At 37.9% G+C, this 15,229-nt stretch carries 18 protein-coding genes and 1 other annotated feature; all 18 genes read right to left on the bottom strand.

What is annotated here, in order from left to right; all coding sequences use genetic code 11:
- Window positions 1–44: 44 nt before the first annotated feature.
- The gene (locus KJA13_02285) at window positions 45–965 is read right to left on the bottom strand and encodes a curlin (protein MBZ9577843.1); all 921 of its coding nucleotides are present in this window, start codon (window positions 963–965) and stop codon (window positions 45–47) included.
- 15 nt (window positions 966–980) lie between these two features.
- Window positions 981–1,415, bottom strand: a complete 435-nt coding sequence (locus KJA13_02280) for a curli assembly protein CsgF (GenBank protein ID MBZ9577842.1) — start codon at window positions 1,413–1,415, stop codon at window positions 981–983.
- Between the two features lie 71 nt (window positions 1,416–1,486).
- Window positions 1,487–2,272: a hypothetical protein gene (locus tag KJA13_02275; GenBank protein ID MBZ9577841.1), complete on the bottom strand. Its 786-nt coding sequence runs from the start codon at window positions 2,270–2,272 to the stop codon at window positions 1,487–1,489.
- Window positions 2,273–2,538: 266 nt separating this feature from the next.
- Entirely contained in the window at window positions 2,539–3,693 is a 1,155-nt protein-coding gene (locus tag KJA13_02270) for a fibronectin type III domain-containing protein (GenBank protein ID MBZ9577840.1), read from the bottom strand.
- Window positions 3,686–5,236 (bottom strand): lamin tail domain-containing protein, encoded by a 1,551-nt coding sequence (locus KJA13_02265; GenBank protein MBZ9577839.1) that lies wholly within the window; start codon window positions 5,234–5,236, stop codon window positions 3,686–3,688. Before KJA13_02265 ends, KJA13_02270 begins: the two co-directional genes overlap by 8 nt.
- Window positions 5,196–5,708: a signal peptidase I gene (locus KJA13_02260; protein MBZ9577838.1), complete on the bottom strand. Its 513-nt coding sequence runs from the start codon at window positions 5,706–5,708 to the stop codon at window positions 5,196–5,198. The genes KJA13_02265 and KJA13_02260 overlap by 41 nt, the downstream gene beginning before the upstream one ends.
- Before the next feature lies 1 nt (window position 5,709).
- Window positions 5,710–6,348 carry a SipW-dependent-type signal peptide-containing protein gene (locus tag KJA13_02255; protein ID MBZ9577837.1) on the bottom strand — a complete coding sequence of 213 codons (639 nt, stop codon included), beginning with the start codon at window positions 6,346–6,348 and terminating at the stop codon, window positions 5,710–5,712.
- 68 nt (window positions 6,349–6,416) lie between these two features.
- Window positions 6,417–7,550: a SipW-dependent-type signal peptide-containing protein gene (locus tag KJA13_02250; GenBank protein MBZ9577836.1), complete on the bottom strand. Its 1,134-nt coding sequence runs from the start codon at window positions 7,548–7,550 to the stop codon at window positions 6,417–6,419.
- A gap of 593 nt (window positions 7,551–8,143) precedes the next feature.
- Entirely contained in the window at window positions 8,144–8,524 is a 381-nt protein-coding gene (locus KJA13_02245) for a hypothetical protein (protein MBZ9577835.1), read from the bottom strand.
- A gap of 163 nt (window positions 8,525–8,687) precedes the next feature.
- Window positions 8,688–9,566 carry a short-chain dehydrogenase gene (locus KJA13_02240; protein ID MBZ9577834.1) on the bottom strand — a complete coding sequence of 293 codons (879 nt, stop codon included), beginning with the start codon at window positions 9,564–9,566 and terminating at the stop codon, window positions 8,688–8,690.
- A 129-nt stretch (window positions 9,567–9,695) separates the two neighbouring features.
- Window positions 9,696–10,055 (bottom strand): hypothetical protein, encoded by a 360-nt coding sequence (locus KJA13_02235; protein MBZ9577833.1) that lies wholly within the window; start codon window positions 10,053–10,055, stop codon window positions 9,696–9,698.
- A 120-nt stretch (window positions 10,056–10,175) separates the two neighbouring features.
- Window positions 10,176–10,613, bottom strand: a complete 438-nt coding sequence (gene rplL, locus KJA13_02230; protein MBZ9577832.1) for a 50S ribosomal protein L7/L12 — start codon at window positions 10,611–10,613, stop codon at window positions 10,176–10,178.
- Between the two features lie 4 nt (window positions 10,614–10,617).
- Entirely contained in the window at window positions 10,618–11,133 is a 516-nt protein-coding gene (gene rplJ / locus KJA13_02225) for a 50S ribosomal protein L10 (protein ID MBZ9577831.1), read from the bottom strand.
- Window positions 11,132–11,242: a sequence feature (ribosomal protein L10 leader region), on the bottom strand. It overlaps the preceding gene by 2 nt.
- 39 nt (window positions 11,243–11,281) lie before the next feature.
- Entirely contained in the window at window positions 11,282–12,451 is a 1,170-nt protein-coding gene (locus tag KJA13_02220; protein MBZ9577830.1) for a hypothetical protein, read from the bottom strand.
- Window positions 12,448–13,092: a hypothetical protein gene (locus KJA13_02215; GenBank protein ID MBZ9577829.1), complete on the bottom strand. Its 645-nt coding sequence runs from the start codon at window positions 13,090–13,092 to the stop codon at window positions 12,448–12,450. The genes KJA13_02220 and KJA13_02215 overlap by 4 nt, the downstream gene beginning before the upstream one ends.
- Window positions 13,093–13,103: 11 nt before the next feature.
- Complete coding sequence (locus KJA13_02210) at window positions 13,104–13,628, bottom strand: DJ-1/PfpI family protein (protein MBZ9577828.1); 525 nt, start codon at window positions 13,626–13,628, stop codon at window positions 13,104–13,106.
- Window positions 13,629–13,674: 46 nt separating this feature from the next.
- Window positions 13,675–14,607, bottom strand: coding sequence for an endolytic transglycosylase MltG (gene mltG, locus KJA13_02205; GenBank protein MBZ9577827.1), 933 nt, complete (start codon window positions 14,605–14,607; stop codon window positions 13,675–13,677).
- On the bottom strand, window positions 14,604–15,221 hold the full coding sequence (gene pcm / locus KJA13_02200) for a protein-L-isoaspartate O-methyltransferase (protein MBZ9577826.1): 618 nt from the start codon (window positions 15,219–15,221) through the stop codon (window positions 14,604–14,606). The genes mltG and pcm overlap by 4 nt, the downstream gene beginning before the upstream one ends.
- Window positions 15,222–15,229: the final 8 nt, after the last annotated feature.

The raw sequence follows: 15,229 nt of genomic DNA, 5'->3' as shown, positions 1-15,229 counted from the left end.
CCTCTCTTTCTTTCATCTCTGTCTATGCCTATACTGGATAGAAATCATTCAACGTCCTTAACTGCTACCAAGTTACCTTCTTCGTCAAAGGTAACTATCTTCTCTGTCGCTTCTTTTTCTTTTAAATACTTCTGAATAAGCGGAGAGTTGATGTCCTCTGGATTTCTCAAATTCCAGAGGCCGTCCTGAATGCCTTCTACAACCAGGTCGTAGACAGCTTTCTCTATTGCTTCCAGGACGCACATTGACGGAGGCTCATTAGTGGATAAACCGGTTTCTGCCTCCAACAACCTCTTGACTCTGACAAATCTGTAAACACCGAAATTCACTTCTCTGGAAAGAATGGATTTGGTGGTTGAGACAGATTTAAGAATCTTGCCATTCTTGACAGCTACAGCCCTCAAATAAATGGTTACCTGGTCTTTCCTTGCCTCGGTAGAACCGCCTAAGCCAAAGTATCTGAGTCCGAAACCACCGGTAACTAAATTGGTTTCATAGGCAATTATGCCTCCCTCTAAAAGTACACCTGCATAGAGCAAAGGTGGTAAAGGCGGTAAATTCTCGCCTTCACTGTTTTGGGCTTGATACTGCATCATTGTTGAACGAATGATTTTCCTCTCGTTCAACAAGTTAGGCAATCCTTCCCTTTCTATAGGGATAAACCAGCCAGAATCTTCAAGAGCTTTATTCAGCATTGAAGTAGCTCCTTGAGTAACAGCTGTTGAAAAACTGACTGCGGCAGGATGAGGCTTGTACTGTCCGCTCTGGTCCCTAAACTTATAAACTGCTACCACAATTTTTTCTTCCGGCGGAGGCAGAGAAATCAAATCCTGATGAATAGCAGTAGTAAATGCCATAGTTGCCCGCTCGGTATACATAGAAGCCATCGTAGTAGCGCAGCCAGACAGAAGAACAAGTGCCATTAGCATGGCTGCCATAATCACAATATTCAGTATTCTTCTCATTTCTTACCTCCTCTCTTAATAATAGGGTACTTTTACAGTGGTTGAGTTTCCAGTTACGGTGTCAGTTATAGTAACTTTTATGCCACTGATGACATCAACCGTCACATCAATTGTGTAATCGCCTACGCTGTACTGACCGGGCTCAAGGCCTTCCTCGCCAAATGCTGAACTCACTATCTTTCTTGACATCTGGTAGAGTATCTGCCGATTCAGACTATCTTCAAAGTCCTGTATCGGGTCTCTCTTTGGCATTGTAAACGGCTTTTGCTTCTCTACGAGCTTGTTCTGGGCCTCTGCTTGAGCTAACATCCACGGTCCATTAAACGGCGAACCGCCGAAAGACGGGTTTATGAACTCAAACACCAATTCTGTGGCTGTGGCTTCAGTTGCCGGCATTAAAAACAAAACGCAAACAATGCCGCAAATAACATACATCACTAATCGTTTCATTTTCTTTCCCCTTTCTTTGGATTAAATTTACACTTTCTTCAAATACCTTACACGTTCCTTAACAATCCCTCCTAAATACCGCTGCCTACCATGTCTGGTCCTTCAAGCTCTCTTTTGTACTCTTCATAGCGAGAGAGAAATCCCTTGGTTACTTCAACAGCTTGTTTGGCTGCTTCCTCAATCTCTTCAGACCTTGGTTTAAGCACTTTGCTCCAAACCATGGTTGTATCAACCTTAATCTGAATCCAGCTTCCCCATAGAGGACTGGCTCTCTCGTCAATAAAGATGTTGTAGCCCTTAATCCCTTTTGGCGCTTCCCAACGAATGAAGAAGTTTTCGTAGAACTCATAACCAATCTTGGTCATGGTCTGCTCAATAATTAACCCGGTTATTTCTTCCATCAGTTCTTCTTCTGCTGCTATTTCTCTTTTTGTTGCTGCTCTTTCTGCTTCTTCAATTTTTCCAATTGACCTGCTTAATTTTTCTTCTGCTGCAGAAGTTTTCTCGGGTTTCACCTCTTTTTGCTGCTTCGCCTCTTTTTGCTGTGTTGTTGTAATCTCAGAAACAACCGCTACACGACCCTCAAAACTCCAAACGCTGGGTTTGTCACCTTTTACGACACATACTTTTTGAAGAGTAAATTTAGAACTATTCCAAACCTCTCTAAAAGAAACTACACCATACATTACGTTGTTGAAACCACGACATTTTCTGGCATCAACAACACATGCTGTACATGCTGTTTCTGCCGGCTCTTTTTTTACCTCCTCTGTTTTTTCCTGCTTTGCTTGAACAGCCAAAGTAAAAACTAAACCCAGGGCCAACATCAATACCAAAATCATCCAAAATCTTTTCATTCGTTTTCTCCTTTCTTTGTTTATACATTGCTTTCTAAACAACAATTACCTTTTTTTCTATCTTCTCACTGTCATCTCCTTTCTTTAACTTTCTATCCAATTAAGTTTTAAACGAACCGCCAAGATAAAAATCAATCCTCTCGGATTAAATACCTCGGATTAAATATTCTATAATTTATCACAACCTAAGAATTTTGTCAACCCTCACACCCCTTTTATACCAAAACTGCCCGAGGACGGGCCTCGGGCAGTATAGAAAGGCTTTTTTATTCTTCTTTTCTTTTCTTCTTACGAGATAACAAAAACAAAATAATTATTATAATTATAAGAAGTAGTAAAAGCCACCAGAGATTCTCCAATCTAAACAAATCACCGATTGCTGCTAAGAGCCAGCCCAGTCCCGTTTCTTCCCCCTCAACAACTTCTTCTTCTTCCTCCTCCTCTTCTTCCTCCTCTTCTTCCTCTTCCTCTTCTTCCTCGCCTACTATTGGGCCTAGTTCTTCTTCCTCTTCCTCCTCCTCTTCTTCTTGTTCTCCTATAACACTAAGAGTAGTAAAACTATGCTCTGTGCTCACTGCCAAAGAACCATGAGAAACACAACGATAGCAATAAGTTGTATTTGACAAAAGACCGGTAATTTCCATTGTATGGTCTTCTTCTTTTGTGGGATTTTCATCTGTTGAATAAGTATATCCATAATTTGGCGGATTATCTAACTCCAAAACATGAGGAGGATCTTCTGGAGAACAGATCAAATAGATTACCCTACTGGTAGCTGGTTTTGTTGTTTTCCAAGTAATAGTTACAGAACTTTCACCAATTTCAGGAACGTCTTCATCATAAATCTCAAGGCCAGGTATATAATAACCTCCGCCTCCGCCACCCGGTATTTCTTCTCCTATTGATTCTTCACCAAAAAATCCTATTTTAATATCAAAATCAGCGCCCGATGTATCTTGTGGGTTACCCTCTTTAGGATTATATAAATTACCGGCCTCGGACCTAAAAGTGATTAAGAATTGATATGTTGTTGAAGCCCCTGCTCCCAGATTAGAAAGATGTTTCTCGCCGGCTTGGTAAAAACTAGTCAGGGAACCGGAATATAAAGCGCTTCCATTTTCACTAATAACTAAATCTAATACATCGGAGAGACAATTTGTTGAGCATGCAGAATCATCTATCAGATTCACTCCTATTTTTTGAATCTTCTCACTATTATTGTTTACTCTGACCAAACGGGTAACATCTTGACCTGGTAAAAAGTTCGCCTCCGAGAATAAAGGATTAGAATCTAACAGTATAAATTTACTCTGTGAGTCATCCCAAACTTCTACTATTAAATTACCATTAGCAAAAACTGGAGTAGCGCAAAATAAAGCTATTCCTAAAACAATTAAACTTGTATTAAATATTTTATTCATTTTCTGTATTATCGTTATTGTTTAATTCGGGCTCTGGCTCTGGCTCTGGTTCTGGTTCTGGCTCTGGCTCTGGTTCCGGTTCAGGTTCGGGTTCGGGGTCAGGCTCTTTTAATGGTTCCGGTTCGGGATCGGGTTCCTCTTCAATTGGCTCTTCTCCCTCAACAACAGGTTCTTCCTCAAGAATCTCCTCTTCTCCAGTAGGAGTTTCTTCTTCAATCAATGATTCTTCTTGAATAATTTCTTCCTCTATTTCTCCTGTTTCCTGCTCTGGTTCAAGCTCTGGCTCGGGTTCTTCTTCTATAACTATAACTTCTTCTGTAGAAGAAGTGGTTGTTTCAATAATGCTATCCTCTGGGAGTTCACTTACCGTACTTATTTCTGGCTCTGTTACTATCTCTATGTCCATCGGCTCTTCTAACTCTTCTAATTCCTCTATTAAATCTCCTGTTCCTCCATTAGAATCCATAAACTCTTCTACAAGTTCAGAGAACGTAATATCATCTTTATTATCTAAAACATTTGGTCCTCCAGGCGTAGGAATTGGATCTACCCATGCGCCCACTCCATCCGGAATGCGGGCGTAAGAATATCCCTCCGGTTTCTCGTCGCTATATGAATAAGAATCAATCAAAATTGAAGAAGAAACAGGATAGCCGGTATATAGCCTTATTGTCTCTATGTCATCGTCAATGGTAAAATCGCTGTCTCCGTCGCGATAGACAACCAAAAATCCGTGCGCCGGCACTATTGTGGATCCGGTATTGGTATTTCCGGCTGTTATGTAAAGTTTATGCTCGTCATCAGAGTCGTAAACAACCCAGCCGGCAACATTAATGTCAATATTGCTGTTGTTGTAAAGCTCCACCCATTCGCCGTTCGGTTTATAGGCATCGTCAGGCCCAATGGGATTTGCCAGAATTTCATTAAGAACAATCGTCTTGCCAATCTTTATGCCTCCGGATTTTTCCTCAATGTCAATAAATCCACTGTTCGGCTCCGCCATATCCTTGTCCCAGGCAGTAAAAGACCATTTGAAATAACAGGTCTTGCCCCAAACAGCGGGCGGCGCCGAAGAAGCAATCGTAAACGTATAATCCCAATTGACAGGTCCTTCTGGCGTGGCAGTGGTGGAAACAAATTCAAGCAACGACTCGGAATAATTTTGTGTGCCGTCTGTGGCACTCAGATTGACATAAACGCAGGGATCCGTATTTCCCGTCAAAGGAAGTATTTTTGAAAAATATTTGATGGGAATACTCCCAACACTTGAAAAATTAATTGAAGTGGATGTTTCATCAGATGGATACATCAAACCTGAAACATAAACCCCGGCTGGGTCCAGCACAATATCTAAAGTTCCAACAGAAAGATTATTTTCTAAGGTATTTTCAGTATCGTTAAAATAAGCGAGGGTTCTGCCAATAGCTAAAAGACCGGTCCAATTGAGACCCATGATTAGCAAAACTACAACTATTCTCAAAATAGATTTTTTCATAACTCCCCTATTCTGCTTTTTTGGCTTTCTTTTTTTTAATCTCTTCATAAATTTTCCTTGCTTCATCAAAAATAATGACAGCACCCGGAATAATAATAATTAAACTAAAACCAATGGGCTTTTGAGCAAAATCTACTACATATCCTAAATAAGGAATATCAAATAAAACCTTGCCAACAATCTCTCTCTGGGAAATCTCCCTCTGGTCTGGGGCATTGTTTGCATCACCTTTGGTAATATAGCGGGGCTCGCCCCCAACAACTTTGATATCGTGAATTCGGTGAGTAATTGGCTCTTTGTTCCTTCCCACTTGAAAAGTAATTACCTCGCCAATCTTATAATCATCTGTTGGTTTTACCATCACTATACTTCCCATCTTAATTTCTGGCGCCATTGAACCTGACTGAACAATCATTACTTTATAATTCCCAGTAATGGGAAAAACTGAAACCACCAACAAAACTGCAATTGCTCCAATAAAAGCAATAATAATGTAATATATTATTTTAAATGGTTTCATTCTAATCTTTTTGTTCCAGGTTTAAATCAATATCAAAAGTGACAATATCTCCTTGAACCTCATTCCCAACGCTTAAAGGTAATTTCCACTCAATCATAATGTCTTTGCCATCAGTAGTGGTTGGGTCGCCTTCTGCCGTTAAATCACCAAGCAAATATTTGATGTTATTTAAATCGTTAATGATAGTGTCCGTAACAACATGGTTTGAATAATCTGGGTACTCACCTTCATCTCCATACCAAATATTTATCACTAAATTAGCCCCTAATTCTCCATTATCAGGGGTGAGTTCTGGTTCTGGAGTAGCACCAGGAGAGTTAGTTACATTAGATAAGGTTATTGAAATCTCTCCTCCAATAGTACCAATATTATTGATATGGTATCTTAATACGCCTTCATCTCCTGGCTTTACATCGTTAATTTCAACTGGAGGAATATTCTCTCCATTATAAGTTTGGGTTCCGGGAAAACCAGCATAAGGTTCCCCGCCATACGGAAATACCACTTGTAAATCTAAAGTCCCAGCGGTGAGAGTATTCCCAGTGCTGGTTTCAGTATCAGAAAAATAAGCGCTCGTTGCTCCAATAACCACTGCAGCAACAACTCCAATAATACTTAAACTAACAAGTATCTTTTTCATACTTTCATACTGGACTTCGCTGAAGGGAGGTAACCTCCCTTCAGCATTATCCTAATCTTTTAGATTATTTAGTTATCAGTGTCGTCGTACTGAATCAAATTCTCTTCAAACAAATACGTGCTTGGTGACCATGCCTTCATACTCTTCGTAGTGTCATCATAGTCATCACATGGAACCAACCAAATCTTTGCACCAGCTGGAGCGTTTTGATCACTAGCATTTGGTAAGTCATATCCAAAGTTATAAGAACCTATCAGGCTAAGATTATTAGCAGTCGCTGTTCCACTAGCAATCAAAGCACCTGGATTATTCCCTGGCCATGGATCAGCATAGTAGATTAAACAATACTTAATATTGTTAAGTCCAGTTCCGCTAAAATTATAATTGAAAGTCGGACCCGAAGTATTGTATGTTAATATACCAGATCCATCTAGAATTTCCTCCCAAGTTGTTGGGTCTTTACCTACCATATTAAGAGAAGCTTGTGCGCCTTTTGGACCCGGAGCATTTAACTGAGTTGCCATTAACTCAATGTCAAATGTCAATACATCACCCTGTGCCCAGTTGGTCACTTCTGGCTCTAAAGCGCCTGGCCAAGACCTCAAATGATAACTCTGCACTACTTTCAATTCTTTAGTTGGAACTAATTGACCTAAATAAATCCAAATAGAGCTGATATTATCAAGTCGAACATACTGGTCTTCTGTAATAATTGGCTCCCACCTTCCAGTAGTAGGCTTACCATCTACATCCGTCTCACATTCTTGTTCTAGAGGATCTCTGCACACATACATATCATAGATAATGTAGGCAGCAAGATTGTTTCTTGGTTTATACTCTCCTATACATGTCTGACCTGCTTGATCCCATGTTCCGTTTCCTTCGTCACACTCTGGCTCTGTTATAACTCCATCACTCTGCTCAGTAATATTGATATGTTTCCAAAGATTAATTGGGTTGCTATCTTCCAAATTTCTAACTGTAAATTCTATATATCTAGTATAACTAGGCTTCATATCCTTTAACTCTTCAGAGAAACTTGCTTCCCATGGATTTAGGTCATCAACTACAATATCAATAACTCCAGCTGTTAAAGTATTCCCAGTGCTGGTTTCAGTGTCGCTGAAATAAGCAGTGGTGGCGCCGATGACAATGGCGGCAACTACTCCAATAATACCTAAACTAATTGCAATTTTTTTCATTTTAGTTTTATGTTAATTAATTAATAATTAAGTGGCTTGCCTTAGGTCCTCCACCTAGGCACTTCCCCTATCATCCTCCTAGCTAGGACCGGAGAACTTAGGGTAAGCCACTCTTGATCGACCTTTACTCCAAATAAAAAAGGAGTTCAAGCTTTAATATACAAAAAATTATATACTAAGGTTCGAACTCCTATAAATCTTTTTTTATAAACTTTAGTTTTTAAAAACAAAATTTTTAATCTAGTTCCTCCTCTAGATAGTAAAGACCCACAATAGATAATCTTATTATGAGTCAGTAGATCTAGTCAAGCAAAGTTTTCCACAGTTCATCCACAGCCCCAAATAAAAAAGGGAGATTATATCTGGACACCAAAATTAGGGAGGAAAAACCAATCTAACCCGGTGCCCAGATATAATACCCCTTTTCTCTTTCTAAACAACATTATAGCAAACTTTAAAACTTTTGTCAAGCTTTTATATAACAAAACTGCCCGAGGTCGGACCTCGGACAAAATAGAGATATAAAAACAGAAATTAAAATAAAAATCGCCCACTGGGCGATTTTTTGCGGCTCTGATATAAAAAGGATTTACCTATTCATAGGGTTCACATTTATACAGATAGTCAAGTCCGTTTCCGCCATGTGTAATGTCGTACTTCATCCAGGTTGATGGTCCGCTCCAACCATCTCCGTCATTTTGTCCTACCAACTTATATACACAATGCAACTCTCTATTTCCGGTTATCCAAAGCTGAAAACCTCCGTCTCCAGTCCATTTTCTTAATAAAGTCTCGCCATTATAGTAAGGAATCGTTTCTACTTTATTACTCTTAGATTTCCAAGGACCTGGTTGCGCCATCACAGTTCCTACTGATAGCATTAACAAAGTTGCTATTACTCCAAATAGAATTAATTTTTTCATCTTTTTATAATTGATTAAATTTAAATTTTTTTTCGACCTTTCTTCAAACATAAAGACCGCTTTCGCTTTAGTTATTTATGTTTTGCAGTCTTCCTATTCTTCTATGCGTTATTCTACAACTTAAAAACAGGATGTCAAGTCCAGAAATAAAAATCGCCCGGCGACGGGCTTTTTTGTTTAGAATCCAAAAATCAGAAACGTCCTTAATTTCCTTTTAATCCCCAGGTGAGCTATCTTGGTCAGTACTATCAGTTTTGAGTTCGGTTGTTATTTTACTAATAGTCTCGCTTGCCTCTTTTTCTTTCTTTTCCTCATCAAGCTCTTTAAGTTTCTTGTCAAGAACTAACTCAATACCAACTCTTATTGGGTTAAAATGTTTAAGACATTCTTCCTCGCTGAGTTCGTGAATACCCTTACTTAAAATACTGTAAATAGATTTATGTTTAACTAAAAATTCGGGGAGAAAATCTTTTAAGAGTGAAATTTTCTCTTCAATTCGACCACTCTTATATTCACTCTCGTTAAATTCAGGATTTTGAGATGCAATAGAATGAGCCTTTTCAATAAGGTCTTCAAAAATTCTCCTTAGATAAACAAAAGATCCTATTCCTACTCCATGTGCAGCTAATCCTAATGCTCGAGTGAATTCCTTATATTTTTCATTTCCTAATAGTTTGCGGTATTTCTGAATTTGCGGAATCTGAAGGTCGGCAACAGAGGGAAATTGACCTACTTTTTGTATCACCGAACCGCAAATTCGAAAGTATGAAGTGTATTCATGTGCCCTACTCCGGCTACAGATATATGAAGTTCCGAAATATTTCTCCGACTCACTTTTCGCATGAGCCCTAAGAGCGGGGATCCCAAAACCAGGTCTAACGTAATTCTCAAATACGCTTTCTTTTTCACAATAAATACAATAAGCATCGATTGTGCCACTAAAATCGATCAGTTCAGAGATTTTCTTTAGATTTTCCTCCGTGATAATAATTTCTTTATATAATGGCATTTCGAGATGAAATTCCCTGGGAGAATCAGGAATCTCATTCTCTATGACCTCTATTTCATTTTCTGTTGGAAGATCTTCGTTCATGTAATAATTGTATTAAATTTATTTATAACGTTGCCAGTTAACTTTTGTGCCTCGTTTACTTCTGGCCCCCTGACCACCGGCGAAAACTGTGTCAAGTCTATTTTCTTAATTTTTTCTTTCATAGGTTTATTAATACTTCCCATCGTGTCCTCCAAGATAGATATTTGTGTGTTTGTCTTTTGTCTCCTCAATAGGAAACCTCTTTTTATTATCTTCAATAGTCATCTGAATTGCTTTATCAATATCAACATCACAGCTATTTGCCAACAATGATAAAAACCAGAATATATCGCCAACAACATCCTTTACTTCTTCCCTTTTTTCAAAAAGAAGCTTTTTAACTACTTCTGGGTTTTGCTCCCATTTAACTATATTTCTAAATTCGCCAACTTCTTCAACAATACCTAATAAAATATCTTTTGGATTGTGAAACTGATTCCAATTTCTTTCCTCGCAAAAGATTTTAATTTTTTCTTGATAAGGATTCATAAATGAATGGTCTTAGTTTACCTACTTTCAAGTTAACTCTATTTCCTAAAAATTTCAAGGGGAATTAAAAAGCAACTTGGAAACCGAGTTTCCAAGTTGCTAATTACTCTTTTCTTTATCTTATTTCAGTTCCACTTTGGCGCCGGCTGCTTCAAATTTCTTTTTGATTTCTTCTGCTTCTTCTTTTTTGACGTTTTCTTTAATCATTTGAGCGCCGCTTGCTACTGCATCAACCAAGTCCTTTGCCTCTTTGAGGCCTTTTTCCATAACATCTCTAACCACTTTAATTACCTCAATTTTCTTCTCCCCTACTCCAGTTAACTCAATATTGAAGATGCTCTTTTCTTCGGCTACTTCAGCGCCAGCCGGAGCTTGACCGACAGGAGCTGCTACAACCGGAGCTGCAGCTGAAACTCCGAATTTCTTCTCTAAAATCTTAACTAATTCCGCCAAATCCAAAACAGAGAGCTTTTCTATCTCTTCAACAAGCGCCTTAAATTTCTTTGGCACTTCAACTTTTTCCTCTTCTTTTTCTTCTTTTTTTATTTCTTCTGTCATAATTTTATTGTGTTTTAATTTGTTTAAAAATGTATATTAGACCTTTAATGTTGGCTTGTAAAACATTTACAAATCCCGAAATTGGAGCAGAAATGCTTCCAACGACCCTTGCCAAAAGTTCTTCTCTGCTCAGTATCCTTGCTAAAGTAATAATTTCTTCAATATCTCTAAGTTTATTTTCATAAAATCCTCCTAAGATTTTTAAGTTCTTATTTTCCAATGAAAAATTATAAGGGATTTTAGCTGGAGATATTTTATCTTTAAAACCAAAAACTAAAGCAACCTGGCCTGCTAATTTTTCCAGGTCAATCCCAACTTTTCTTTCTTTAAAAGCTATATCTAATAAGGTTTTTTTGGCAACGATTAATAAACAATCAGCTGCTTTTAATCTTTTTCTTAAATCAAAAAGATCTGCTGCTTTTAAACCTTCAATTGCCACAAAAACCATTGATTTTTGCTTATCAATGTTTTCTTTTAATTCCTCAACAATTCTTTGTTTTTGTTCTTTAGTTAAAGCCATTTTAAATTAAAAATCTGTGGGTTAACCACAGACAACAGAGAATTAATTTCTATAACTCCTCGGCAGGTCTTAACTTGCCTGCTGTCTGCGGATAATCATTAATATAGGTTATATTAGCTTCTATCTAAACGCTTGTCAAGGGTTTTAGCTACTTCTCAATACAGAGAAGCTTCTGCTGAGTGTCACAGTATTTTCCTTGGTAAAGAGTAAAGGCAGCATCTTTGTCCTTGCCTGTTAAACCAGAAGATAATCCACCCAAAGCAACTGCATCAGTAGATTTCCCTGCCAAAGTATAGCAGGTGGGAAACGACGGTTTTGGTTCTCCTCCAGGCACAGGGTAACCCTGAACTAACTTATTTTCTTGAGTCCAGTTTTGGCAGGTGGTTGTAAAGCTGTATTTTTCAGCAAGAGGTTTGTAGGGAGCTAAAAGGGCAGCAGCAATGGTAATGCAATTTTTTTTACTCTCTTCATCAAGACGTCCCAGCCAGAGATTTTTCATATCTTCCAGAAAATCCTTTTCTAACTTTTCCTCATTAATTATTACAAGGTCTAAAAATTTCTCTAAAAACTCATCAAAGTTTTTTCCCAGAAGCCGATGGCAAGTTGCTCCTCTAATCAGGGTGGCAGCTGGAATAGCGACAACAAAAATGCCATCTGTCTCTCTGGGAGTTCTTTTTAATCTCTCAATGGCTAAATCCTCATCGCTATCCCCTCCAAGAAAGGCCTGCCATTTTCCATCAAAGCCCTGTTTTTCAGCTTCTTCTTGACATTTCTGGTCAGCTCCTTGAAGCCCGTCTAAATTTCCGGTAAAACTCTCTTCCGTAATAAAAACCCTTCTTAGATTTGGCAAATCGCTCGGCAGATAGGGCCATCCACCCTCAATAGATAAGCCATCACAACTGGCAAGTTCTGGATAAGTAATTACAAAAGCTCCATCTGAATAATCTATTTCATTGCCTTTTTGCCAGGGATATTCAAAAACAACAATCCAGTAATCATCCCCGTATTCTTGGCCGGGGTAAATCTCCCATTCGTATTTTCCTAAATCAGCTTCAACATCTTTGGCAATCCATTTTGGCTCTATTCCTTTAAACAAAACAATGCCAACTTTTTCCAATCCTTTTGCCTCCCAGCTAATCTCATAGGCCTGTCCAATTTCCCATTCTTCACCTCCGTTAGGCGTCAGAACTTGGATGTTCTTTGTTAACTGACCAAAGAATAAATAAAATATAAGTCCAAAAACTATTAAAACAGCTGCTACCGAAATATAAACTAAGTTTCTCTCCAAGGTAAATTTTTCAAATATTGAGTTGTTCATTGGTTTAGATAATTAGATTCTGTAACTGGGGGTGGGCAGGCCGGCTTAATTTGCTCTTCTAATTCCTCTTTGAATTTTTTTCTCACAGCATAACCATATTTGTCTGTCGGCATCCAAAAAGCTGCCAGATAAAGATTCTTGAGTTCTTGATTGCAGTTTTCCAGCCAGCATCTATATTGGCTATGTCCTAAAAGGCGGCTTGCTTCTTCATTTTCCCCAATATAGATTATATCATATTCCCCGTTTTTTTTACATAAAATTGTATATATCCCGGCTCTATCAATAACATCATTCTCTTTCAATGACCAAGGTCCATTAAAGTAATACTCGCCAATTTCAATAAATTGAGGAGCTGGAGGGAAGTTAGCAACAAGGGAAGGAGGAAATTCTCCGGAAACTTCAGGTGGTTTAAAAACTTCTCCCCTTTGAAGCAGATAACTAACTAAGAAGAAAACAAAAGCAATTAGCAGGACTATAAAAAGAGCATAGAGGGAATTTAATAAGATTCTCCTACCTCTTTCTATTTTCTGGATATCGATTCCTGCACTTAACATAACAAATCCCCCAAAAAGAAATATAACGAAAACAACAAAAAAAGCTAAAAGAAGAACAAATATTGGAAGATTTTCAAAAATAGACATTTTTATTGCATTTATTGTAGAATTTCAACTATTTTTTCTCCAAATTCTTTAGCAGCGCCAGGTCCATTTCCAGTAACTATCTTTCCATCTACAACCACTGAGTCTTTTTGGAAAATTGCTCCATTTTCTTCTAAAATTTTGACAGTAGATCTATCCAGAGGAGAACTCCAAACAGTTGCCTTTTTACCATCTAAAACTCCTGCTTTAGCTAAAATTGCAGGAGCAATACAAATTGCTCCTAAAACCCTATTATTTTCAACCACTTCTCTAGCAATTTGATGACAGGTCTCATCATCCATATAATTTGCAGCTCCCGGCCCTCCAATAAATAAAATTGCATCGTAGTCTGCTACCTTAAGGTCTCTGAGCAAAATACTAACCTCCGCCTCCCCGCCTAACTTCCCAATTGCTTTTCCAAAAGAAGTACTAACAGTAGTAACTTCAGCTCCAGCAGCTTCTAAGGTCTGCTTTGGAATAAAGTACTCCTCATCCCGAAACTCCCGAAAAGCAATAATCATTGCTATTTTCTTTCTCATAAGCTTTACTCTATTGTATCAATTATCGCAATAAACATCAAAGCCCCTACTTTAAATATTTGGCTTTGGCTTCGTTATGTTCTTTCAAGGTTCTGCTGAAAATTGTTTCTCCTTCTGGGGTAGATAAGTAATAAAGATATTGGCTTTCTTGAGGATAAATCGCTGCCAAAATACTTTCCAGGCCGGGATTGGAAATAGGACCCAAGGGCAGTCCTTTATATTTATAAGTGTTGTAAGGAGAATCAATCTGGAGTTCTTCTTTTAAAATTTTTGTTGTTTTTCTGCCAGTGATATAAGTGATAGTTGCATCTACTTGCAAAAGCATATTGCTCTCTAATCTTTTCCATAAAATTCCAGCAACAATTTTCTTGTCTTTAAAAGTTCTCACTTCTTTTTCAAGTAAAGAAGCTATTATTACTATTTCATGAACGGTCTTTCCCTGCGAAGAAATTTCTTCTCTTAATTCTGAAGTCAGTTTCTTATCAAAATTATCAAGCATTTTTTCAACAATTTCTTCAATCCCGTCTTCAGGAGAAATTTCATAAGTATCAGGAAATAAATAACCTTCCAAGCTCGGATCTAGTTCTTTTGCCTTGGCAATCCCCTTTTCTTCAAGATAATTTCTAATATCTTCTAAATTCCATCCCTCAATTATGATAATTATCTTTTTAATTCTATCGCCTGAAGCTAATTTATTTACAATCTCAGGAATGGCCATTGCTCGTGATAATTCATACTCCCCAGCTTTAAGATCTCCACCGACCTCTTTAAATAAAACATAAACTCTAAAAAAAGAGCCATATCTAATTAGGCCTTGTTCTTTTAAATTAATTGAAATCTCCTTTGCTCCTTCTCCTTTTTTAACCAGAAAAATTACTGTTTCATCAGAATCAGGACTTACTGGGTAGTAAATTCCTTGCCAAACCCAAAACCCTCCAATTAAAATAATAACCACAATTAATGTTATAAAATACTTCATTTTTGAATCAGAGGAACAAAGACAAAGCCAGGATGTTCAATTTCTTCAAATTCTTTTTTAGATTTTTTTATTAAAACCCAGATTGAAGACCCGATAGGAGTAACTATTCTACCACCAATTTTTATTTGCTCTTTCCAGGCCTGAGGAATTTTTCCCTGGACTGCTGCAGAAGCTAAAATTTTATCAAAAGGCGCTTCTTTTTCATAACCTTTTGAGCCATCAGCACAGATAAATTCCACGAGCCCTTTTTCTATAAAATTGTATTTAGCCACGTTCTTCTCACCGAATTCTTTTAGTTCTGGAACTATTTCTATTGCTGTAATTTTTCCCTTTGGGCCCACTATTTGAGCCAGCAGGGCTGTTGTCCATCCAGAGCCAGAGCCAATATCCAAAATATTATCTCCTGATTCCGGTTGTAACTGTTCCAGCATAAAAGCAACCACTAAGGGTTGGGAAATTGTCTGGCCATAGCCAATCGGCAGGGCTTCATTAAGTTCAGCTAAATTTCTCATATCCTCCGGCATAAAATCAGCCCTTTTTATCTCTCTAAAGGCATCAATTATTTTTGGTGTCTTTAACCAGCCATCTTGAATTAGAGAATCAATTAAATTCATAATAAATT

The sequence above is a fragment of the Patescibacteria group bacterium genome, assembly GCA_020148045.1.
Taxonomy (GTDB): Bacteria; Patescibacteriota; Minisyncoccia; order Minisyncoccales; family GWA2-38-27; genus JAHCRG01.
This window is presented reverse-complemented; position numbering and strand designations above follow the sequence as displayed.